Annotated in this window: 24 protein-coding genes; 23 read left to right on the plus strand and 1 reads right to left on the minus strand. The window is 42.6% G+C overall.

Annotated features, from left to right (window positions below; genetic code table 11):
• The 13 genes from AB1401_13240 to fusA all read left to right on the plus strand — a co-directional run.
• Window positions 1–608: tetratricopeptide repeat protein (locus tag AB1401_13240; GenBank protein MEW6616413.1), on the plus strand; the 608-nt coding region annotated here is incomplete at its 5' end.
• Between the two features lie 55 nt (window positions 609–663).
• Window positions 664–1,230 (plus strand): hypothetical protein, encoded by a 567-nt coding sequence (locus AB1401_13245; GenBank protein ID MEW6616414.1) that lies wholly within the window; start codon window positions 664–666, stop codon window positions 1,228–1,230.
• A 139-nt stretch (window positions 1,231–1,369) separates the two neighbouring features.
• Window positions 1,370–1,618, plus strand: a complete 249-nt coding sequence (locus AB1401_13250) for a type II toxin-antitoxin system HicB family antitoxin (GenBank protein ID MEW6616415.1) — start codon at window positions 1,370–1,372, stop codon at window positions 1,616–1,618.
• Window positions 1,618–1,836 carry a type II toxin-antitoxin system HicA family toxin gene (locus tag AB1401_13255; GenBank protein ID MEW6616416.1) on the plus strand — a complete coding sequence of 73 codons (219 nt, stop codon included), beginning with the start codon at window positions 1,618–1,620 and terminating at the stop codon, window positions 1,834–1,836. Before AB1401_13250 ends, AB1401_13255 begins: the two co-directional genes overlap by 1 nt.
• A 162-nt stretch (window positions 1,837–1,998) precedes the next feature.
• Window positions 1,999–2,262: a hypothetical protein gene (locus AB1401_13260; protein MEW6616417.1), complete on the plus strand. Its 264-nt coding sequence runs from the start codon at window positions 1,999–2,001 to the stop codon at window positions 2,260–2,262.
• Complete coding sequence (locus tag AB1401_13265; GenBank protein MEW6616418.1) at window positions 2,259–2,531, plus strand: type II toxin-antitoxin system YafQ family toxin; 273 nt, start codon at window positions 2,259–2,261, stop codon at window positions 2,529–2,531. The genes AB1401_13260 and AB1401_13265 overlap by 4 nt, the downstream gene beginning before the upstream one ends.
• A gap of 430 nt (window positions 2,532–2,961) precedes the next feature.
• Window positions 2,962–3,201, plus strand: a complete 240-nt coding sequence (locus AB1401_13270; GenBank protein ID MEW6616419.1) for a type II toxin-antitoxin system HicB family antitoxin — start codon at window positions 2,962–2,964, stop codon at window positions 3,199–3,201.
• Complete coding sequence (locus AB1401_13275) at window positions 3,182–3,370, plus strand: type II toxin-antitoxin system HicA family toxin (protein ID MEW6616420.1); 189 nt, start codon at window positions 3,182–3,184, stop codon at window positions 3,368–3,370. The genes AB1401_13270 and AB1401_13275 overlap by 20 nt, the downstream gene beginning before the upstream one ends.
• Window positions 3,371–3,536: 166 nt before the next feature.
• Window positions 3,537–3,782, plus strand: coding sequence for an addiction module protein (locus AB1401_13280; protein ID MEW6616421.1), 246 nt, complete (start codon window positions 3,537–3,539; stop codon window positions 3,780–3,782).
• A complete protein-coding gene (locus tag AB1401_13285) occupies window positions 3,775–4,002 on the plus strand; it encodes a DUF2283 domain-containing protein (protein ID MEW6616422.1) in 228 nt (75 codons plus the stop codon). Before AB1401_13280 ends, AB1401_13285 begins: the two co-directional genes overlap by 8 nt.
• 120 nt (window positions 4,003–4,122) lie before the next feature.
• On the plus strand, window positions 4,123–4,923 hold the full coding sequence (murI, locus tag AB1401_13290) for a glutamate racemase (protein MEW6616423.1): 801 nt from the start codon (window positions 4,123–4,125) through the stop codon (window positions 4,921–4,923).
• A 13-nt stretch (window positions 4,924–4,936) separates the two neighbouring features.
• Window positions 4,937–5,509 carry a GerMN domain-containing protein gene (locus tag AB1401_13295; GenBank protein ID MEW6616424.1) on the plus strand — a complete coding sequence of 191 codons (573 nt, stop codon included), beginning with the start codon at window positions 4,937–4,939 and terminating at the stop codon, window positions 5,507–5,509.
• Window positions 5,510–7,552, plus strand: coding sequence for an elongation factor G (gene fusA, locus AB1401_13300; protein MEW6616425.1), 2,043 nt, complete (start codon window positions 5,510–5,512; stop codon window positions 7,550–7,552).
• Between the two features lie 373 nt (window positions 7,553–7,925).
• On the opposite strand, the gene AB1401_13305 is transcribed toward fusA, so the two are convergent.
• Window positions 7,926–8,372, minus strand: a complete 447-nt coding sequence (locus AB1401_13305; protein MEW6616426.1) for a hypothetical protein — start codon at window positions 8,370–8,372, stop codon at window positions 7,926–7,928.
• Between the two features lie 309 nt (window positions 8,373–8,681).
• Between AB1401_13305 and leuS the strand changes: the two genes are divergently transcribed.
• The 10 genes from leuS (at window position 8,682) to AB1401_13355 (ending at window position 23,034) form a co-directional block, all read left to right on the plus strand.
• Complete coding sequence (gene leuS / locus AB1401_13310) at window positions 8,682–11,171, plus strand: leucine--tRNA ligase (GenBank protein ID MEW6616427.1); 2,490 nt, start codon at window positions 8,682–8,684, stop codon at window positions 11,169–11,171.
• Between the two features lie 26 nt (window positions 11,172–11,197).
• Complete coding sequence (locus AB1401_13315; protein MEW6616428.1) at window positions 11,198–13,933, plus strand: GNA1162 family protein; 2,736 nt, start codon at window positions 11,198–11,200, stop codon at window positions 13,931–13,933.
• Entirely contained in the window at window positions 13,930–14,898 is a 969-nt protein-coding gene (locus tag AB1401_13320; GenBank protein MEW6616429.1) for an LPP20 family lipoprotein, read from the plus strand. The genes AB1401_13315 and AB1401_13320 overlap by 4 nt, the downstream gene beginning before the upstream one ends.
• Window positions 14,899–15,149: 251 nt before the next feature.
• Entirely contained in the window at window positions 15,150–15,671 is a 522-nt protein-coding gene (locus AB1401_13325; GenBank protein ID MEW6616430.1) for an LptE family protein, read from the plus strand.
• A gap of 15 nt (window positions 15,672–15,686) precedes the next feature.
• Complete coding sequence (gene holA, locus AB1401_13330; GenBank protein ID MEW6616431.1) at window positions 15,687–16,694, plus strand: DNA polymerase III subunit delta; 1,008 nt, start codon at window positions 15,687–15,689, stop codon at window positions 16,692–16,694.
• 98 nt (window positions 16,695–16,792) lie between these two features.
• Complete coding sequence (locus AB1401_13335; GenBank protein ID MEW6616432.1) at window positions 16,793–17,299, plus strand: hypothetical protein; 507 nt, start codon at window positions 16,793–16,795, stop codon at window positions 17,297–17,299.
• 38 nt (window positions 17,300–17,337) lie between these two features.
• A complete protein-coding gene (locus AB1401_13340) occupies window positions 17,338–18,441 on the plus strand; it encodes a radical SAM protein (GenBank protein MEW6616433.1) in 1,104 nt (367 codons plus the stop codon).
• 65 nt (window positions 18,442–18,506) lie between these two features.
• On the plus strand, window positions 18,507–20,369 hold the full coding sequence (locus tag AB1401_13345; protein ID MEW6616434.1) for an acyl-CoA dehydrogenase: 1,863 nt from the start codon (window positions 18,507–18,509) through the stop codon (window positions 20,367–20,369).
• Between the two features lie 265 nt (window positions 20,370–20,634).
• Window positions 20,635–21,741, plus strand: coding sequence for a 2-hydroxyacyl-CoA dehydratase family protein (locus AB1401_13350; GenBank protein MEW6616435.1), 1,107 nt, complete (start codon window positions 20,635–20,637; stop codon window positions 21,739–21,741).
• A gap of 63 nt (window positions 21,742–21,804) precedes the next feature.
• Window positions 21,805–23,034 (plus strand): 2-hydroxyacyl-CoA dehydratase family protein, encoded by a 1,230-nt coding sequence (locus AB1401_13355; GenBank protein ID MEW6616436.1) that lies wholly within the window; start codon window positions 21,805–21,807, stop codon window positions 23,032–23,034.
• Window positions 23,035–23,056 lie beyond the last annotated feature (22 nt).

The following is a 23,056-nucleotide window of genomic DNA, read 5'->3' on the forward strand; positions in this document are numbered from 1 at the left end:
TAAGGACAGAGATAGTAAAAGAGACATGGGATGGTAAGACATATTGGCTGAAGGCTAAGATTGAAGCTGACCCTGATGAGGTAATAAAGTCTGTTGACTCTTTACGAAAAGACCATCAGAAGACAAAAGAGCTTGAGGAGACAAGGAAAAAAGCAGCAGAGTATCTGAAGGAGATGGAGAGGTTAAGGAGCGAGCTGGCATCGGCTAAAGGTGATACAAAAAAACAGGGAGAGTACAACGAAGCCGTAAAGGGACTAAGTGCAACAGATTGGTCTGTGAAGGGAGTTTTACATGCACAAGCAAGAGAGTATCAGGATGCTTTATATGCTTATACCAAAGCCATAGAAATAAACCCCAAACGTGCATGGAATTATATCAAACGGGGGGATACTTATAAAGAATTAGGCAACTACCAGCAGGCTATAGCCGACTACACTATGGCCATAGAATTAGACCCTAAAGATGCAGCGGCTTATTATAACCTTGGGGTGGCTTATCAGAAATTAGGTAACCGCCAGCAAGCTTTTAGTGACTATAAAGCAGCAGCGCGAGTAGGTCTTAAAGAAGCCCAAGATTATTTACGTGGAGCAGGGATTAATTGGTATTGAATATGTTGGGATTCGTATTATTATATGTTGGGGTTCGAAGGGTAAGGGTAATATTATGAAAGATCTTTTTTACGCAGCAGGTATAATTCTAACTTTCATTATTGGCATATGGAACATTTTAATGAACTATAGGCAAAATCGACGGACTGCTTTTATAAACACTGTCACTAGCGAACGCGTTAAATGGATTCAAACTCTGAGGCAAAATATATCCGCTTTTTGCGGATTAACATATAATTGGTGTTATTCAAACCTTCCGGATAAACCTGAAGAAGTTGAGGTGTTGAAGGAAATTGATAAATTAAGATATTTGATTAGGCTTCAACTAAATCCCGACCCTGAAAGCAAATCAGAACGTAAAATAGAAGATTTGATAAAGACAATCCCTGAATTGACCGATGTATCAAGAAGGGCTGAACTCGAAGACTCACTGAATGAACTTATAAAAACCACCCAACTACTTTTAAAAGAAGAATGGGAAAAGGTAAAAACAGAATCAAAACGTGGTGATCTCAAAGAAAACGAAAATTTTTTAGATCTTGTCAATAATTTTATGCTGAATTTTACAGCCAAAAAAGAAAGTCCTACGGGGCTAGGAGACATTAATTCTAAAACAACTTAAATTTTTTCATAAGAAAGTCTATTTTTAAGATTTTTCATAAAAATAATATCCAATAAAAACAGTAGGTTACAAAGTCTCCAATTGCTGATTTATGGGTTTTTCTACAGGCTCATTTGGCAGAGTAAAGAAAGGAGAAGATATGATCAGGAAGTATATTCAAACTGCGCTGGAGCATGCTAAATACGAAATTCTCCAGGATGATGGGACGTATTATGGCGAGATCCAAGAATGTCCTGGTGTCTATTCAAACGCTCCGACCCTCGAGAAGTGCAGAAACGAGTTGGAGGAAGTTCTGGAAGAATGGGTTCTGTTTCGTGTGTACAAGAATCTGCAGGTACCTCCAATCGATAACATCGAAATCAAGATCAAGAAGCATGCAGTTGCCTGATGCCAACCTTTGGTGCAGTCAAGAGATCTGAGCTAGTCAGATATCTACGGAAATGCGGCTTTGACGGACCCTATTCCGGAGGGAAGCATCCTTTCATGGTCAAAGGAGACCTTACTATGACAATTCCGAATCCACATCAGAAAGACATCGGAAGGGAGTTCTTGGCCAGAATACTTCGTCAGGCTGGAATGTCCAAAGAAGAATGGGAAAAGCTCTAGCCCAACGTATCAGTCCACTAGATAGGGAATTCGGGGGACACAATACTTAATTCTTCAAAACAGTTTATGGTCTCATATTTGTAAGTGTGTAATAATATTAGCAAGTTCGCCTAACCAGTCACTACCTTTGTTAGGCGTTGAAAGAAGGAGGGAAATGCAAAGATGTTGACATCGAAAAAACAACCGGAAAAATCTCAATCTATGACAATCAGCGCGGCAGAGGCGTTTTATCGGGTATTTCGTGCATTGCCGAAAAAAGACCGACTGACCGTCGCACGATACATTCTGGAGGATAAAGATATTCGACGTAGTTTTGACAAGCTTGAAATTCCGAATGAAACGACTTTGAAAGCATTTGCCGAAGACAAATCCGCCATGCCTGTATTTCATTCCGTCGAAGAATTACGAAAGGATTTGTTATCTTGAAGCTGACTATTCTAAGGACAACCCAGTTCAAACAAGATATCAAACGACTTTTACGAAGTGGGAAAGATATTGAGAAGTTACTGAGTATTGTTGAGGAACTTGCAGAAGGACGGAAATTACCTCCTGAATACCATGACCATCCCCTCAGTGGCAAATATAAGAATAAGCGTGATTGTCATATTGAACCTGACTGGATTCTGATTTACGCAATAGATGATGATGAACTTGTTCTTTATCGTACAGGGAGTCATTCTCAACTTTTCAGATGATATTATACCGCGCTGTTAGCGGGACGGTTCTCAAATATATTATGTAATATAAATAGTTAGAAGATAATTATTGGGGTTAGGCTACTTACGCTAGCACGTCTAACTATTATTAATTTTTGTTATTCTGTATTCTGCTGTATTCTGTCATTCCGTGCTTGATAAGCCTGCCCCGTACTTGATACAGGGGAATCCAGTCTTTTAGTTTTCTGGATTCCTGCTTTCGCAGGAATGACATATGGAAAACATGTAGCAAGCTACAGGGAATTATCAAGTTAAACTATGAATGAGATATCGAGCCTCATAGAACTATGAGAAAAAAACAATACTCAATAAAAACAGTGAGCTACAAAGTGTTCAATTGTTGATTCGGGAGTTTTTCTATAGGCTCATTAGGCTAAAACCAATCTTTACTATCAGGGAGGATTAAGCAATGTTTACAACATACACAGCGAAATATACAAAGATTGATTCCGGATACATGGGACAATTAGTTGAATGGCCTGAGATAGTTACTGAAGGCAAAGATATTGAGGAATGCCGATATATGTTAAGAGACGCTCTTAACGAAATGATCCTGGCATACCATCAGCAAGGAAAAGAAATTCCCATAGGTAGCTCTTTAATTGAGCAGGTTCCGGTCGAGGTTGACAGTGTCCATCAAACGGCGTGACCTAATTCGGTATTTTGAAGAAAACAGATTTTATCTATTGCGAGAGGGTAGCAATCATTCGATATTTACGAATGGAGCAAAGACAGTTCCTATCAAAAGGCATAGGAATCTCGATAGAATCACAGCAAATGAATTATGCAAGCAAGCTGGACTGAAGCCAAAATATTAAGCTATTCCTATAAATCACAGCCTAACCTTTAAGGATTGACACGACATGGGGAAAATTCGGGAGGCGCAATACTTAATTCTTCAAAATAGTTAGTATATTAACGGGACGGTTCTCAAATATATTCAGGATATGTATGTTTAAATTAGTTTAGTAAAGGAGGAATACTATGGCGACAACAAATGACAGAGTTATTGAAGAAGCCCTATCTCTTCCTGCAGATGTCCGTATAAACTTAGTTGAGAAGCTTCTTACGAGCCTCAACCTTCCAGTCAATGAAGAAGTGGAACGCCTTTGGGCCGAGGAAGCGGAACGTCGCGTGTCCCAAATTGAGGAAAGCAAAGCTAAGCTGGTTCCCGGTGAAGAAGTTTTCGCCAAAATTCGAGCTAAGCACGGGAGGTTCATATATGGATAAAACAAAGATGGCATATTTTAAAGATGAAGATATCCTGCATATAGTTATCTCCGAGGAAAAAGAAGCAGATAGCGTTGAGATAAGCCCAAATATTACAGCCGAGTTAAATAAAAACGGTGAGTTAATCGGCATAGAAATATTAGAGGCAAGTTTATTTCTTCGCGATTCAATATTAGAATCATCACAAGCCAAAATACTTAAATTAAAAAAAGCCGTATAATTTGCTAGCTGAACTGACCAATATACAAACCTGTGGAAGGATAGAGGAGAGAGATTGCTTCACTTCGTTCACAATGATAGTTTGTATAGATTTTCAAAGCTCTCTCGTATATGGTGAAATATGGACAAAGCTATAGGGGTTTTTGATTCAGGTATAGGTGGATTGACGGTTTTAAAGGAAATAATAAATACACTTCCAGAGGAAAATACTATTTACTTGGGGGATACTGCGAGGGTTCCCTATGGAATAAAATCATCCGACACTGTGATCAGATATTCTCTGGAAAATGCAGAGTTCTTATCAAGTAAAGACATAAAACTGCTGGTAGTCGCCTGTAATACAGCTTCTGCTGTTGGTCTTCCTGCCTTGAGGGACAAATACAACCTTCCTATTATCGGGGTTATAGAGCCAGGGGCCAGGAAAGCGATAAAGGTTACTAAAAGAAAGCGAGTAGGGGTAATAGGTACAGAAAGGACAATCAAAAGTAGTGCTTATGTGAATTCGCTCAAGGGGATAGATCCTAAAATTGCGGTAGTCAGTCAGGCATGTCCCTTATTCGTTCCTCTGGTAGAGGAAGGATGGACAGATAACGATATCGCATTTTTAACTGCTGAAAGGTATCTTCAGAGACTTAAGGAAGCAGATGTTGATACCTTAATACTGGGTTGTACCCATTACCCTTTGTTAAAAGATGTAATCGGGAAGGTTTTGGGCGATGAAGTACTGTTGGTTGACTCTGCCGAAGAGACAGCAGCCGAAGTAGTAGGAGTCTTACAGTCTGGCGATCTGCTAAAAACCAGTAATAAAAGCGCTGTTCATGAATTCTATGTCACTGATGCGCCTGAGAAGTTTGTCGAAGCAGGAATGAGGTTCTTACAGGGAACAGAGTTTAAAAACGTTAAACAAATAAGTGTGGCATAGGGGAGGAAAGGCATTGAAGACAAAAAAAGGGGGGGGAAATAGGTATAAACGGAGGTTTTTGCCTGTACTCACAATTGTCATTTTAACCCTTTTGGTAGCTTACTTCATCTACTATAAATACCATAAAAAAATATACCCTACACCTCCAACCGGAGAGAAGGAGAAGATTGTAGTAGACCTGTATTTTGCTGAACCAAATACAGATCATTTAATTAGAGAAAAGAGAAAGGTTGAGGCATATGGTGATTTGACGAGCCAGGCTAAACAGGTCATTCTGGGACTGATTAAAGGTCCCGAGACAAACCTTACCGGAACAATACCCCCTGGAACGACCCTACGTGGTCTTTCGATCAATCATGACGGTATTGCCTTTGTTAATTTCAGCTCTGAGTTAACGAGTCGACATCCCGGGGGAAGTTCTGCAGAGCTGCTTACAATTTACTCCATTGTAAATTCTCTTATCTTAAATTTCAAAGGGATAGAAAAGGTTCAGATTCTGGTGGAAGGGAAAAAGGTCGAAACCGTAGCCGGACATATCTTTGCTATGATGCCATTCGAAGCCGATATGAAGATTGTTGGAAAGTAGATGGTAAAAAAAGACAGACTCTCTCAAATTAGAAATATAGGTATAATTGCCCACATCGATGCTGGAAAGACTACCATTACAGAAAGAATCCTGTATTATACCGGTCGCTCTCATAAAATAGGGGAGGTTCATAACGGAGAGGCAACCATGGATTGGATGATTCAGGAGCAGGAGAGGGGAATCACTATAACGTCGGCGGTGACTACCTGTAACTGGAAAAACCATGAAATCCATATTATAGATACCCCTGGGCACGTAGATTTTACTATAGAAGTAGAGAGATCTCTCAGGATACTTGATGGGGCTGTAGTAGTATTTTGCGCTGTAGGGGGGGTCGAACCGCAATCAGAGACTGTATGGCATCAGGCTGACAAGTACCATGTGCCAAGAGTAGTCTTTATAAATAAAATGGACAGGGTTGGGGCTGACTTTTTTAGAACTGTTGGGATGATGAAGGACAGATTAGGAGCTAACCCTTTACTCATCCAGCTACCCTTTGGAAAAGAGGAGGATTACCAGGGTATAATCGATTTAATCAGGATGAAGAGCATAGTATGGCATAAGGAGACTCTTGGAGCCACTTTTGATGAGATGGACATCCCCAAAAGCCTTCTCGACCAGAGTCAGGAGTACAGAGAAAAGCTGATAGAAGCTGTGGCTGAAACCGATGATATCCTGACTGAAAAGTACCTTAAGGGAGAAATGTTAACCGAGGGCGAAATCAAATCAGCTGTCAGAACTGCGACTATCCGTTATCAGTTGGTGCCCGTGATGTGTGGGGCAGGACTCCGAAACAAAGGCGTACAGCCGCTTCTGGATTCGGTAGTTGATTTTCTGCCGTCACCTTTGGATGTCCCGCCTATTGAGGGTATAATTCCTGGGAGCGGTGAAAAGGAGAAACGGTTAAGTAGCGATGACGAACATTTTTCCGCACTGTCCTTCAAGATTATGATGGACCAGGGGCGTAAGATGACCTATTTTCGTGTATATTCAGGCGTCTTAAAGGCCGAAGCCGAGGTTCTCAATTCCACAAGAGACAAAAGAGAGAGGATTGCCAGAATCCTGAAGATGCATGCCAATAAGAGAGAAAGGATACCGCTGGTTCGTACAGGGGATATCGTAGCAGCCATGGGACTAAAATATACTACTACCGGTGATACCCTGTGCGATGAAGCCCATCCGATTCTCCTGGAATCAATAGACACTTACGAACCTGTTATCTCTGTTGCGGTAGAACCGAAAACCAAAGACGACGAGGAGAAGCTGCCCCTTTCTTTAGAGAAGCTGGCGGAAGAGGACCCTACCTTCAGGGTAAAGTATGATGAGGATACAGGGCAGACAGTTATCTCCGGAATGGGGGAACTCCACCTGGACATATTGGTAAACAGATTGCTTCTGGACTTTAATGTAAAAGTCAATGTTGGGAGACCACAGGTTGTATACCGGGAGACCATAGAGAAATCCGTTGAAATCGAGGGAAGGTTTGATAAAGAGATAGATGGGCGACTGCACTTTGGACATCTGTGGTTACGTCTCGAACCTCTGGGCAGGGGAGAGGGGATAAGCTTTATAAATGAACTAAGAGACGGAACAATACCCCCTGAATACATACCTGCCATTGAAGAAAGTATTAAGGAATCAGCAGTTAGCGGTGTAAATGGCTATAGGGTAGTGGATATGAAGGTAACCCTATTTGACGGTTCCTTTCATGAAACCAACTCCTCAGAACTGGGATACAGGGTCGCCGCATCTATGGCATTTAACAAAGGGGACAGGATGGCAAGCCCGGTACTTCTGGAACCTATCATGGAGGTTAATATAGTAGTTCCAGAGGAATTTACAGGAGAGATAATAGGAGACATCAACTCCAGAGGCGGGAAGATAGGGGAAATAGCCTCTAAAGGAAAGGTCAAGGCTATCAAATCATTGATCCCTTTAAAAAGGATGTTTGGTTATTCCACTGATTTGAGGTCAGCCAGTCAGGGGCGGGGAACGTTTTCCATGCAGTTTTCTCAATATGACAAGGTTGCTGAGAAAAGGTGAAATGCCATCTATCTATGATCGTAAATCGTAAGTCGTGAGTCGTAAATAAAATAAATAAAAGGTATAACACCTATTCACGATTCACGATTTACGACTTCCGGTTTTTGACGATGTTCGCTCTCAGGGGAGTTCTTCAAAGCGAACTAATTAGTTGTAATTGCATGATAATTTGAAAACCATCCCGTTAATGCCTTCTCCCTTCTTTCTTATGAAAAAATTTAACTTGTTTAAAACCAACGTGCCCTCGTCTCCCCTTACACTTACAAATATGAGACCATAAACTATTTTGAAGAATTAAATATTGTGTCCCCCGAATTGCCCCGAATTGCCGACCGTATTCAAGGCATGGTTCTGATGTTGGATATTGACCATATTAGTCTTTGCCAAGAGCTTCCAGGTCTGCTAAATCTCTCTTCCTGCCGACAGCTCGCTTATTGGAAATAAATTCATTAAGTCCTATATAGTGGACGACAACATCGCCATATTTGCCCTTGACTCTGTTTGAGGCTACAGCCTCCCAAGTGACGTTGGTGACAGAGGTCACGATGTCTATTCGGACAGGTGGAACACCAAGCTGGACAACTTTATCTGGATACTGGAAGTCCTTGGTTGTGAGTCCTACTGAACCAAAGCCAAAAGCATCAAGTGCTTTCATTACTCGCTGAGCGTTGCCCGCATCCGGTCTGACAAAGATGTCAATGTCTCCAGTGTACCTTGGAGCCCCATGAAATGCCAGAGCATAACCGCCAACAATGACATACTCAACCTTGTGCTCGTTGAATAACTCGAGCAGATCTCTGAAGTCTGGTTGTACTTCCATGATATTGTCCTCTCAAGTAGTCTACAGTCGCCACGCGTTCTTCCGGAGGTTTGCTTAGCCAATACTCCAGGTCATCCTTGATAGATGAAGAATCACGTAAGCTTCTCCTGGTAACTATTCGTTTAACCATATCCCTGTGCTCCTTTTATTGGTGCCCTGATCCATACTCCGAACATCAACATAATACTACTTTTCTTGAAGATATGCCACATTTTTTGTTAAGGGAAGAGAGCAAATTCTCCTTGAAAAGCTTTTATATTTATGCTAGTTAAAGTCTTGTATACTTCTTAACTTGCCGGAGGATTCCAGATGGAAGACAGATACAACCCCCACCAGATAGAAGAGAAGTGGCAGAGATACTGGGGGGAGAAAGGGTTATTTAAGGTAGTTGAAGACCCTGGAAAGAAAAAATACTATATCCTTGAGATGTTTCCCTACCCCTCGGGGAAGATACATATGGGCCACGTTAGAAACTATTCTATAGGCGACGTAGTTGCCCGCTACAAAATGATGAAGGGCTATAATGTGCTTCATCCGATGGGCTGGGATGCATTCGGGCTGCCTGCTGAGAATGCTGCCATTGGACACAGGGTGCATCCGGCAAAATGGACGTATGACAATATCAGGTATATGAGAAGACAGCTAAAAAGGATGGGTTTCAGCTACGATTGGGACAGGGAAATTGCCTCCTGCCATCCCGGATACTATAAGTGGAATCAGTGGTTTTTCCTCAAGATGTACGAAAGGGGATTGGCTTACAGAAAAAAGTCTTTTGTGAATTGGTGTGAATCATGTAAAACCGTTTTGGCTAATGAACAGGTTGAAGCTGGCCTTTGCTGGCGTTGTAATACAGAGGTCAGGCAAAAGGAGCTGGAACAGTGGTTTCTAAAGATTACCAGGTACGCAGAGGAACTGTTAAAAGGGTGCGATGAACTTTCTGAGGGATGGCCTGAAAAAGTTTTAACTATGCAGAGAAACTGGATTGGCAAGAGCTATGGGGCTGAAGTGGATTTTCCGGTGGCAGATTCGGATAAGGTCATCAAGGTATTTACCACAAGGCAGGATACCCTTTATGGTGCAACATTTATGAGCCTTGCCCCGGAACATCCCTTTTGTAAGGAGTTGTCAGCCGGTACCACTCAGGAAAAAGATGTTTTAGACTTCATCTCTCAGGTGTCCAGGGAAGACAAAATAGAGCGTACAGCAGAAGATGTAGAGAAGAAGGGGGTCTTTACCGGAAGGTATGCTATTAACCCCTTCACAAATGATATGATTCCGATATGGGTAGCCAACTTTGTCTTGATGGAATACGGTACCGGTGCCGTTATGGCAGTACCTGCACATGACCAGAGGGATCTTGACTTTGCCAGAAAATATAATATCCCTGTGAAGGTAGTAATCCATCCTTACGACGGTACCCTGGATGAAGATACGATGACCGAAGCCTATGTAGAAGAAGGGTATCTGGTAAATTCAGGTCAGTTCAACGGGATGAACAGCATAGAGGCATTGGACAGGATAGGAGAATACCTGGAAGGGAAAGGAATTGGCAGAAGGACTGTGAATTATCGTATCAGGGACTGGGGTGTGTCCAGACAGAGATATTGGGGAACACCGATCCCAATGATTTACTGTGATAAATGCGGCATTGTTCCTGTGCCGTATGAGCAGCTTCCCGTCATATTGCCTGTTGATATAGACTTCAGAGGAGATGGCAGATCTCCCCTGCCTGAGGCAGAGTCTTTCCTTTTTACCGTTTGTCCCAAGTGCAATAGCAGAGCCAGAAGAGAGACAGATACACTGGATACCTTTGTCTGCTCCTCGTGGTATTTCGATAGATATACCTGTCCGAGATACGATAAAGCTCCTCTAGACAAAAAGGCTGTAAATTACTGGATGCCCGTTGATCAGTACATTGGCGGAATTGAACATGCCATCCTCCACCTGTTATACTCCCGTTTCTTTACCATGGTACTTCGGGATATAGATCTTCTCGAGGTTGGAGAACCATACAATAGTCTTCTGACGCAGGGAATGGTTATAAAGGATGGGGCGAAGATGGCCAAATCCAAGGGCAATGTGGTTGATCCAAACGATATAATAGATAAGTATGGAGCGGACACAACCCGTTTGTTTATCCTCTTTACATCCCCGCCGGAGAGAGACCTTGATTGGAGTGACCAGGGGGTAGAGGGGGCATTTAGATTTATCAACAGGGTCTGGCGACTGGTGATAGGAAATCTGGAAAAGATTAAGGATGCCTCCCTTTATGAGAGTGGGGGATCTCTCCCCGACAACTTGAGGAATCTGCGACGCAAAACCCATCAGACAATAAAGAAGGTAACAGAGGACATAGAAGACAGGTTTCACTTCAACACAGCGATCAGCGCTATTATGGAGCTGGTCAATGCCATCTACCAGTTCGACATAGAGAATGAAAAGGAATCTATTTCTCTCTCTGTACTGAGAGAGGCAATAGAGACGGTGATTATACTCCTTTCTCCGGTAGCGCCTCACATTTGCGAAGAATTGTGGGAAAAATTGGGAAAAAAAGAGAGCATCATTAAGGTTCCATGGCCATCTTACAATGAAGAGATTATCAGAGAGGATGAAATACTGATAGTTGTCCAGATAAACGGTAAATTAAGAAGTAAAGTCAATGTTATTGCCTCTTCCCGCGAAGACGAGATCAAGAGAGCGGCACTCGATGTCCCCAGGGTAAAGGAACTCCTGAGGGATAATGAGATAAGAAGGATTATCTTTGTTCCAGGTAAATTGGTAAACATAGTAACAAACTGACCCCAAACTTGACGGAGGTTAAGACCATGAAGGCAAGATTCTTAAACATCCTGGGCATTTTGTTGATCTTTACCGTCTCTGGTTGTGTATCCACCAAAACTACCCAGATCGCCCCTCAGATTAGCGAGCTTTTTAAAGGAAAGTACAAAGTAAGCGATTACATGGAAGGACATCAGCCAAAAACAGTAGCTGTCCTGCCTTTTGTAAATAAGACCAAAAGCGATGAGGCATTTGAGATAGTGAGAAAGAGCTTCTACAACCACTTCAGTTCCCTGCCTTATGTTGATAGAGAACTGTATAAGGTTGATGAGCTATTAAAGAAGGCAGGCGTGGATACCCCTGAGAAAGTAGCCCAGAGTGACAGTAAAAAGCTTGGGGACATATTAAATACTGATGCTGTCATCTATGGAGAGATAACCCACTATGACAGGATCTTTGCCGGAGTTTATTCCCAGATAGCTGTAGGAGCTCATGTGCGGATGGTCGACGTAAAGACAAACAATCTCCTCTGGGAAGCCGAAAATGTTACCAGAAAACACCAGGGAGGAATATCCACCACCCCTGTGGGACTGATCTTGACGGCTATTTCTGCTGCTATGAATGTTCGACAAATCGAACTGCTTCGAGCAGGAGATGACCTTTTCAGGGACATGATAAAGACCCTCCCTGCACCGACCATCGCAGAGTCATTGAGACCTCCGATAATAACTATATTGGTTCAGGATACCGCAGGTCTTCCTAAAAAAGTTGGAGATACTATAAAGGTTGCCATGGAAGGAGATTCTAAGAAACAGGCATCGTTTGACATAGGGGATTTCAAAAAAGGGATAGCTATGAGGGAGGTAGAACCCGGCAGCTATGTAGGAATCTATCAGGTGATGCCTAAGGATAATGTCACTGATGCTGTAATAACCGGTTACTTATCCGATGATGCAGGAAATACAGCCAAATGGATAGATGTATTAGGTACGGTAACCATTGATACGGAACCCCCGGCAATACCAAAGGAGCTTTCATCCTTTGGAAGGGATGGGTTGGTTAGCCTGAAATGGGATAAGAATACTGAACACGACCTTGCCAGGTATAAGGTGTACAGGAGCACATCCCCGTTAAGCGGCTATACAGAAGTTGTATCTACTGAATTTACAGAATTTCAGGACAAGGGTATTCAAAATCTCACGACTTACTACTACAAACTCGCTGCCTTGGACAAGACCGGTAATGAAAGCAAGATGTCAGAATATATAACAGGGGTACCGGTAAGCCCCGGGCCCACACCGGTTAGGGGAAACATTTCCCAGGATACAATATGGTATGCTGGTGCGAGCCCTTATATAGTCGAGGATCAAATCACGGTTATGGATAAGGCAACCTTAACCGTTGAACCCGGGACCATTGTAAAGTCCAGGGGTCCAAGCATCCATATCTATGGAAAGCTCAGTGCCAAGGGTAAACAAAACGGTATGATTACCTTTGAGGGGATGGACAAGAATCGTTGGGACGGAATTGTCTTTCAGAAGACCAAGGAAAAAGAGAGTGCTGTTGAATATACACAGATCAGGGGGGCAGTTACAGGGATAACCCTCTTCTCATCCTCACCGAAAATATCCAATAATGACATCTCTAAAAACGATACCGGTTTGAGTATAAGCGACCCGTTTTCTGCACCAGAGATCAAAAACAACGTAATTTCAGAAAACAAGGGGACGGGCGTCCTGGCCTTGGCAGGTGCAAATCCTGTATTGGAAAGGAATGAAATAAAACACAATGGAAAGGAAGGCATTGTCTCTGAAAACTCTTCACCTATCATCTCCCATAACACCATTTCAAACAACGGAACCTACGGAATAAAGGCTTTTTTATCATCTCCAAAGGTTATAGAGAACAATATACACGATAACGGGAAGTTTGAGTTCTACAATTCAGACCCCAAAGGTGAGGCCATAAATGCCAATAATAACTGGTGGGGAAGCCGTGATATATCAAAGATAGTATCCGGCATCTCAGGAAAAGTGGACTACAGGACATCCCTGGATGCCCCATATCCAGATGGCAAGCCCTTTGAGTTATCAATACTAAAAGGGCCTTTGAGTGGCAGCATAACCAAGGACTCATACCTGACAGTTGCCAACAGTCCCTATGTCATTGAGGGTAAACTCGTTATAGACAATGGTGCTACCTTAACGGTTGAACAAGGTGTTACCCTTAAATACAACAGCGGTGATATAAGCATAATAGTTAAAAATGGAGCTATAAATGCCAAAGGCACCAAAGAGGAGATGATTACCTTTACCTCCAACAGTTCCTCACCCTCTGCAGGTGATTATGGCAGTGCAATAAAATTTGAAGAAAAGACAACACTTTCCAGCTTTTTCAAATATTGTATCTTTGAGTATGCAGCCATTGCCTTTGTAATCCGTTATGGGACGCCGGATATAACTTACAGCCTGATTACAAATAATTCCCAAAGCGGGATAAATATAATGAACGACTCTGCCCCCAAGATATTTTACAATACCATATCCAACAATACGGGTACCGGTGGGATTGTGTCCATGGGCATGTCAAAGCCAAAAATAAACAACAACAACATTATTGACAATCCATTTGCAATCCAGAGTTCTTCTAGCATCTTTATAGATGCAAGAAAAAACTGGTGGGGGTCATCTCCACCGAATGAATCGTTGTTTTTAGGCAATGTTAACTATAAACCATGGTTGAATGAGACCGAAAAAGAGGCATTCTCCGGGAGGCAAAAATGAAAAGAATAACTGCTTTTTTGATTCCATTTTTCATAATTTTATTTTGCAGTAATATCTTCGGAGGCGATGTTGAACTCATAGAACCCCTTGGAACCAATGGCAGTATAAACTGGACATCCGGTATTATCATTGCAAAGGGTAGTGGTGCCCCATCTCCAGATGCGCAGAATCCTGCTCAGGGGAGGATATTGGCCAAGAGGGCTGCTATATCTGACGCGAGAAGAAATCTTCTGGAAACATTGGAAGGGGTGAGAGTTGCTTCTACTACTGTTGTAAAAGAATATATGGTAGAAAATGATGTTATAAAAACAAGGGTGCAAGGTATCATAAAAGGGTCAAAGGTTACAGATACAAAGTATATGTCTGATGGATCAGTGGAAGTTACAGTCAGTATGAGTATCAAAGGGGATTTGTTAAGCCTGTTTTTAAAGCCGGTAGAGAAGAAGGCAATGGCACCGGTAAAGGTCATAAAGGGGGATATTCCTAAACCGGAAGCAGTGCCTGAGAAACCAGTTGCTGAACCTGTCCCTGATGTTAAAGAGCCATCTGAATCTAAAGCAGCTAAGACAGAGGAACCAAAAGCAGAAGAGCCAAAAGCAGAAGAACCCCCCCCTTTAAAGTTGCCGGATTATACCGGGCTTGTTGTAGACGCCAGAGCATTAAAGCTGAAGCCTGCGCTAATCCCCAGAATTCTTGAATTATCAGGGAAAGAGCTTTACCATACCAATGTGGCATCCCAGGAGGGAGCTGCTGAAAATGGAGTGGCTTTGTACTCAAGGGACCTGACTGCTGCCCAGACCAATCCAAGGGTTGCAGATAATCCTGTTACCCTGAAGCCAGTAAGTGTAAGCGATAAAAGCCCCTCTGACATAGTGATGAGTGACAAGGATGCAGAAATACTGAAGGCTATAATCAAGCAGAAGGGCTTCTTAAACCAATGCAGGGTGATGATTGTAATTGATTAAACTGCAAAGCTAAAACAGGACTATCTTATGCAACCCTCCAGAGAAGGAAAGATATAAGAGCGTTGAAAAAACTCCCCTTTTCGCTTCAGCATACATTTTTTGACCCATCTAAGCTCGCTCCATTGAAAATTCACAAACTCCCCCTTTGGGCTCAACCATGTGAATTTTCTACATTACGCTCGCCCAGGTGGGTTCCCCAAAAAATCTATGAATTCGCTCTCAGGGAACTTCTTCAAAGCTTTAGGCAGGTTATGCAAAGGCTTTGTATATACAGCGTATTAATTGCAATATTGATAATATCCTTCTCTGCATGTGGATACCATTTTACCGGAAAAAGAGGAACGGTAACCCGGGATGTCAAGACAATAGCCGTTCCATTCTTTGCCAATAAGACTTTTGAACCTGGGATTGAAAGCCTTTTTACAGATGCCCTTATCGAAGAGTTTTTAAAAAGGGGGAATGTGGATGTTTCAAAAGGAGACAACCCTGATGCAACTGTAATCGGAACAATCAAATCGTTTAAAGAGTCTCCCGTATCTTTTGACAGAAACGACAGGACATTGGAATACAGGGCAACCGTCACGTTGGATATATCCCTGAAGAGAAACAATGATGGGATGATCATATGGAAATCCTCAGATCTCTCAGGTTACCATGAGTATACAGTTTCATCAAACACAGCCACTACCTATAACAATAAGATAGGGGCAATAAAAAAGATAGCAGAAGATATGGCAGAGGAGATCCACAATATGATCTTCGAAGATTTTTAGCACATCCAAACTATTATGCTTCCAACCATAACCCCACATGAACTCACCAGACATCTGGAAAAAGAAGAAGTCCTCCCAGTCTATTATCTTTATGGTGATGAAACATACCTGATTGAAGAGGCTATCAGAAGTATCGAAGAAAGAATTGTCCTCTCCGGTTTTAAAGACTTCAATTACGAAATATTTTATGGCAGTGAAACTGGAGCACCGGAGATCATTAATGCTGCCCAGACTATGCCGGTAATATCAGAAAAGAGGCTTATTGTTGTCAAAGATGCTAATCAATTATCAGCAAAAGATTTGGAGCAGCTTACATCCTATATCTCTGATCCGTCTCCTTTTGCATGTCTGGTTTTCATTGGTGAAAAGGTAAATCCTAAAGCGAAGTTCTTCATTAATCTTTCCAGGTTTGGCACTATTGCCCAATTAAACCATCCCAAAGATAGAGAATTACCCTATTGGATTCAAAGATTGGCTAACAGGTTCTGTAAGAAGATCAGTAAAGATGCAATAGCTTTTTTGATAGAGTTAGTCGGCAATAACCTCCAGCAGATATACAATGAAACAGAAAAGGTCTCTATATTTATAGGGGAAAAAAAGACAATAGAAGTAGAAGATCTGGAGGCAGTGGTTACGAATCTTAAGGTAGAAAGTATTTTTACTCTGATAGACTCCGTGGGAAATAAGGATAGAGAAAAAGCGTTAAATATACTCATGAAGATTCTGGCTTCAGGGGAAGATCACTTGAAGATTCTGGGGATGATAATACGTCAATTTCGTCTAATATTAAAGGCAAAGGAGATGCTGCAGAAGGGTTTAACACCTCCTGATGTAGGTGAGAGATTGGGGATCAGGAAATTTTTCCTCAAAGGATTCTTCAAGCAGGCAGATCAATTTTCCTTTGATGAATTGAAGAGGGCATTTGATCATTTTCTCAGTACCGATCTGGCTCTTAAATCCAGCAGAGTTGCCAAGAGATTGATATTGGAAAGGTTGATACTGGATCTTACAAAAGTAGAATGATTTTTTTTATTTGACTTATCTGACGAGGTTGGTTTAAATAAGATAAAAGACACTGGGTATTAACTTGTATTTGATACTGTTGCGGGAGGATGTTGAATATGTATGAGGAAAAAGAAGAGAGGTTTACAAAAGAGGAGATTAAGAAAGGGGTAGAGGATTTTCTGAAGTATGTAGGGTATACTCTCCTGGAACCGAAGTACATCGGGTTTGCCCTGCCTGATATCCATGTGAAGAGAGAAGAAGGTACTGAGAAACACGAAATAATCGGGGTGATAAAGAGAGATATTAGCGAGGCAATAGAGGGATTTAAAGAACTTGCTGCTGCCAGGTGTGTTTTGAAAGATAAGGTAGATTATGCCTTAATACTTCCGCCGGTGAGCGAGTATTTTTTTCTTGCATTCCTCATCAGAGAGGAAGAATGGTGGTTTACAGTTAAAGACCACTCTTTTATGATGTGGCTGGTTAACCCTGAAAGGGAGAAAGTTGACTGCCTTGTGGGCTGGCCTAAAGATAAAAAGTTTGGCGATTACTTCAGTATGACCAGCAGTGCCGATGGGATAATTGGCCAGGAAGCGTCAAAGAAGATGATAGAAGAGGAATTTTGAGGAACCCCCAGGAAATCCTGTCAGTGGTGGTATAGAAAATGCTGATTCATAATAGTAAACTTGCCGAACTTTCCTTTGAAATGGGTCCCATACGCCCACCAAGTGAAGGTGGAAGCTATTCCTTGCTGATAAGGGTTACGAGGAATTGCCCCTGGAATCACTGTGCCTTTTGCTATGGTAGACCATACAATCACGAGAAATTCAAGAAGCGGTCCGTAGATGATGTTAAAGCCGATATTGATATGGTGAGTGCCATCTGTGACGAGATAAAGAAGCTGTCCCGGAATTTGGGCTATGCTGGTGATATAAACAATGCAGTAGGTGCCGTCCTTATAAGAAGTATGCCCCAGCTAAACAACAATCACAGTTTTGTCAATGTATTTAACTGGCTGTATTCCGAGGCAAGGACAGTGTTTTTGCAGGATGCTGATTCCCCTGTAATTCCCACTCCCCAATTGGTTGAAATTATCGTATATTTAAAGGAGAAGTTTTCTACCCTGAACAGGATAACCTCTTATGCCAGGGCGAAGACCATTTTTAAAAAGAAACCGGAGGAGCTAGAACAACTGGGTAAAGCAGGTCTGTCGAGATTGCATATAGGATTGGAGACAGGAGACGATGAATTGTTATGGAAGATCAAGAAAGGGGTAACGGCAGAGGAACATATTATTGCAGGAAAAAAGGTTGTTGAAGCCGATATAGAGCTTTCAGAATATATAATGCCTGGACTGGGTGGAAGGGCAATGTCTAAACAGCATGCTGTGAATACTGCAGGGGTATTAAACGAGATAAATCCTGATTTCATACGATCAAGACCCTTTACCCCTTTGCCTGGGACACCCATGCTGGATGAATACGAAAAGAATAAATTGGAGCTTCTTTCTCCCCATGAGATTCTGAAAGAGATGAAAATAATGGTAGAGGGGTTAGATGTAACCAGCAGGATTTGCTTCGACCACTTCAGGAATCCCGCTTATCGGACAGGGACCGGAGGTCTTATCCATTTATTAAAACAGGACTATGATGGTTATAAACTCCCTGAGGAAAAAGGAGCTGTCCTGGATATAATCGAAGAGGGTTTAGGCATCAGTGAAGATAGTTTTTTACAACCAGAGTATTTTATTCGTCTGGGAAGCCTGTAAAACCTTAACTCCATACCATCGTAGAGAGAATAGAGACCATGGAAAAACCATAAGGAGGTTAGAAGATGGGAAATCTATTAGTCGACGAAAGAGACGTAGAGTTTGTATTGTACGAACAGCTATGTGTCGAGGATCTGTGTAAGACCGAAAGATATAAGGATTTTACAAAACAGGACTTTGATATGGTTATTGAGGAGGCAAGGAAACTGGCGGTAAATGTGCTTTTGCCTACAAGAGAAAAAGGAGACAGGGAAGGTTGCAGATATGAAGATGGCAAGGTAACGGTACCCGAATGTTTCCATGAGGCATTCAGGCTCTATAAAGAGGGGGGGTGGATTACCCCTACAGAGGATCCTGAGATAGGCGGGCAGGGGTTGCCTTTCACCATATTTGCGCCGATAGAAGAACACGTTAGCGCAGCAAATGGTGCACTTGGAGGGTATGCAATGCTTACCCATGGAGCTGCCAAGCTGATAGAGATCTATGGTACCGAAGAGCAGAAGAAGAAATACATGAACAGGATGTATTCCGGTGAATGGACAGGTACCATGTGCCTTACTGAACCAGGTGCGGGAAGCGATGTGGGCGCTACCAAGACAGTTGCAAAAAAGAACGAGGATGGCACGTATAGTATAACGGGCACCAAATCCTTTATCACGGCAGGGGAACACGATCTGGCGGAAAACATAATACATCCTGTTCTCGCCAGGATTCAGGGGGCACCTCCTGGAACAGGAGGGATATCCCTGTTTTTGATTCCAAAGATCAGGGTTAATGAAGATGGGAGCCTTGGTGAAGGCAATGATGTATTTTGCAGCGGTATAGAACATAAGCTTGGGATTAACGGTTCAGCAACGACTACCCTGAATTTTGGAGATAATGGCAGATGTGTCGGTGAACTTCTGGGCGGAGAGAACCAGGGCATGAAGATCATGTTCCACATGATGAACGAAGCCAGGCTGAGTGTGGGCCTTCAATCTCTTGGACAGGCAAGCTCTGCATATCTCAATGCCGTTGCCTATGCAAAAGAGAGGCTTCAGGGGGCCAGTATTATGAGTATGCAGGACCCCAACGCACCTCAGGTTACTATAATCAATCATCCGGATGTCCGAAGGATGCTTCTGTGGATGAAGAGTTATGTAGAAGGCATGAGGGCGTTCGCATACTATATCGCCTATTGTGAGGATAAGGAGGTTACAGCAACAGATGAGGAGGAAAGGGAGAAATATGCGGATTACATAGCCCTGTTCACCCCTGTATGCAAGGCATTCTTCAGTGATATGTCCTTTTATATAATAAAGGAGGCCATCCAGGTGTACGGTGGATATGGGTACTGTTCCGAATACCCGGTAGAGCAACTCCTCAGGGACAATAAGATTGCCTCTCTCTACGAAGGAACAAATGGTATTCAGGCACTGGATCTCGTGGGCAGAAAGATGGGGATGAAAAAAGGCGGCGTCTTGATGAATTTCTTGACTGACATGAATAATTTTATTGAAGCGAACAGGTCAAACGAGACACTCAAGGGGTGTATAGAGGGGTTTGAAAAGGCAAAGAATTCACTGGCAGAAGTCAGCATGCACTTTGGTCAGATTGCCAGGGGACCGGATTTCATCATACCCATTATCAACGCGTACCCATATCTGGAAGTCTTTGGCATGGTTGCCCTTGGATGGATGCTCCTCTGGCAGGCAACTATAGCAGAAAAGAAACTCAGGGAGATTATGGCAAAGGAAGGAACTTCGGACCAGAAGATTATAAAAAAACTCATATCAGACAACAAAGATGCCGCCTTTTATAGCGGCAAGATTGCTGCTGCCAGGTTCTACGCCAATACGGTTCTTCCTGTGGTGATCAGTAAGGTCAGGGCGATAAAATCGGGGGATAAGAGCGTAGTCGAGATAGCTGAGGAGTCGTTTGCATCGTAGTGGCGGGTTTTAAACCTGCCACTACTCTATGGGGTTAATTATTAATTATTAATGGCCTGTTGCCTGAATCCCTTTTCGCTTTGTCTAAAACGTTTTTTGATAAATCTAAGGCTTGCTTCAGGCGATTTCAAAACTCGCCCTTCGGGCTCAAACAGTTGAAATCGCTTATCTTACGCTTCGCCAAGATTTATTAGCAAAAAACGTTTTTATGACCGCTCAAAGGAATTTTTGTTTGGGCAACAGCCCCTTAAGAAAGGACTGAACCATGATGATTAAGGATTTTCAAGAACGATACGCAAAACGTCACGAGCTAGCGAGAGAGTGGAAGAAAGATGGCAAAAAGATTTTCGGTTATTTCTGTGGTTATGCACCGGAAGAGTTAATAGATGCTGCCGGCATTATACCTGTCAGGATACTGGGGTCTCTGGACAAGGTTAGCCTGGCGGATTCACATCTCCAGAGCTTCATATGTGCATTTGCCAGAAGCTGCCTGGATCAGGGTTTGAAAGGTACTTATGACTATCTGGATGGAATGGTAACCTCTAAGACATGTGATATTATGAGGAATATGCCAGGAATCTGGTCAAGGAATATTGAGGTTCCTTTTGTTGGTTATATTGGTGCGCCAGCAAAGAGGACCAAAGCAGCCAGAGAATGCCTTATAGAAGAGTATAAAATTTTACGGTCAAGGTTAGATGAGTTTATCGGCAAACAGATAGATGACGATTCTATAAATCGTTCTATAGAGACATATAACGAAAGCCGGAAGCTGCTCAAGGAACTTTATGAGATAAGGGGAGAAGATAATCCCCCACTCTCCGGCAGCGATTTCTACCATGTTGTCAGAGCCGGTTTTGTAACACCGAAAGAGGAATACAATAAAATGCTTTCCTCTCTCAAGAGTGAAATGACCCCTTCCAAATCTTCCAGGGATGGGAAGGTACGTTTTCTGGTTTCTGGTTCAACCTTCGAGGATGTGAATATGCTTAAAATGATAGAAGATGCAGGTGGAAGCATTGTTGCCGATGACCTTTGCATTGGCAGCCGTTATTTCTGGGACCTTGTGGAGCCTGCTTCTGACCCTGTAAGGTCTCTGGCAGACCGTTACCAGATGAGAATAGCCTGCCCCTGCAAACATCCATCCGATGAGAGGATGGAAAGGATACTGGAAGAGGTCAAGAAACACCGGGTACAGGGAGTAATCTCTATCGTACAGAAATACTGTGATACCCATTTGTTCGAATATCCATATATGAGGGATATTCTACAGAAAAACGGCATACCCTTATTGTACTTGGAAACAGAAGACAGATTGGGTGAAGAGGGACAATTCAAAACCAGGGTTCAAGCATTTATCGAGATGTTGAAGTAGGTATTTAACTAACCAGATACGGGGTAATCTCTTATAACCTTTTAAAGAAGAAAGGATTATAAAATGAGCGATAAAAAACCTGAAAAAAAGAAGAGGCTGAGGACAGCTGAAAAATTGGGTAAAATTATGGCAGATTACTATGCGGAATCCGCTATGGTAAAAGCACAGAAGAAGCCTGTGGCGTGGCTTTCGTCTGTGGCACCTGTAGAAGTATGCTATACGATGGATGTTTTTCCTGTCTATCCTGAGAACTATGGTACAATGTGTGCGGCAAGGAAATTATCGGCAGAATTCTGTGCTGCAGCAGAAGCAAAAGGATTTTCCACTGACCTTTGCAGCTACGCGCTCAACAATCTGGGCTCAATTTACCTGGATAAAGGTCCATTTATGGGAAAGGGGCTTCCAGAGCCTGATCTGCTGATTGCCACAGAGCATGCCTGTTTGTCGATGGCCAAGTGGTGGGAGGAGTTAAGCAGATATTTCAATGTTCCATTATATATTGTTGATGCATCTCTTCCAGTAGGTGAAGACCTCTCTCCTCATCATATAAATTATTTTGCGGAGCAGCTGAGAGAACTGATGGGATTTGTGGAAGAACACACCGGTAATAAGTTCGACATGGACAAATTCAAAGAAGTGCTTGGATATTCAGATGAAGCAAGCAGGCTGTTTCTAGAAATAGGGGGGCTGAGGAAGACAGTGCCTTCACCAATAAGCCCCATTGAAATCTTTACCAACATGTTCCCTATAGTAACCCTTGCTGGAAAAAAGGAAGCTGTTGAATTTTATAATGAGTTATATGATGAGATAAGCGAGTTTGCAAGGAGGAAAGAGGCGGCTGTCCCCACTGAGAAATACCGTCTGTTATGGGACTTGTTCCCTATTTGGTACAATCTTCCTCTGTTTAATTATATAGAGGGAAAAGGAGGGGTTGTTGTGGCAGATGTCTATGCAACCACCTTCGGTGGCAGAATCGATATTGACAGACCGTTTGAAGGACTTGCCGAGAGATACGTCGGTAATCCATTGCTGTCATACAGTGTTCAACAAACAACAGAATTATACAAGCATATGATAAAAGAATATCACGTGGATGGTGTTGTCTTCCATTCCAATCGAAGCTGTCGTATGGCATCTATGGGACAATACGATGTTAAGCAGGGAATTTATGAGGACCTTGGAGTTCCGGGTGCCATCTTCGAGTCCGATTTTGTCGATCCAAGAAGCTATTCTGATGAACAGGTTAAAGATGTATTAGATTCTTTATTTGAGATTCTGGAATCCAGGGGATAAGCAGCTTCCGCCTCTATCTATG

It is taken from the genome of Thermodesulfobacteriota bacterium (assembly GCA_040757775.1).
Classification (GTDB): domain Bacteria; phylum Desulfobacterota; class UBA8473; order UBA8473; family UBA8473; genus UBA8473.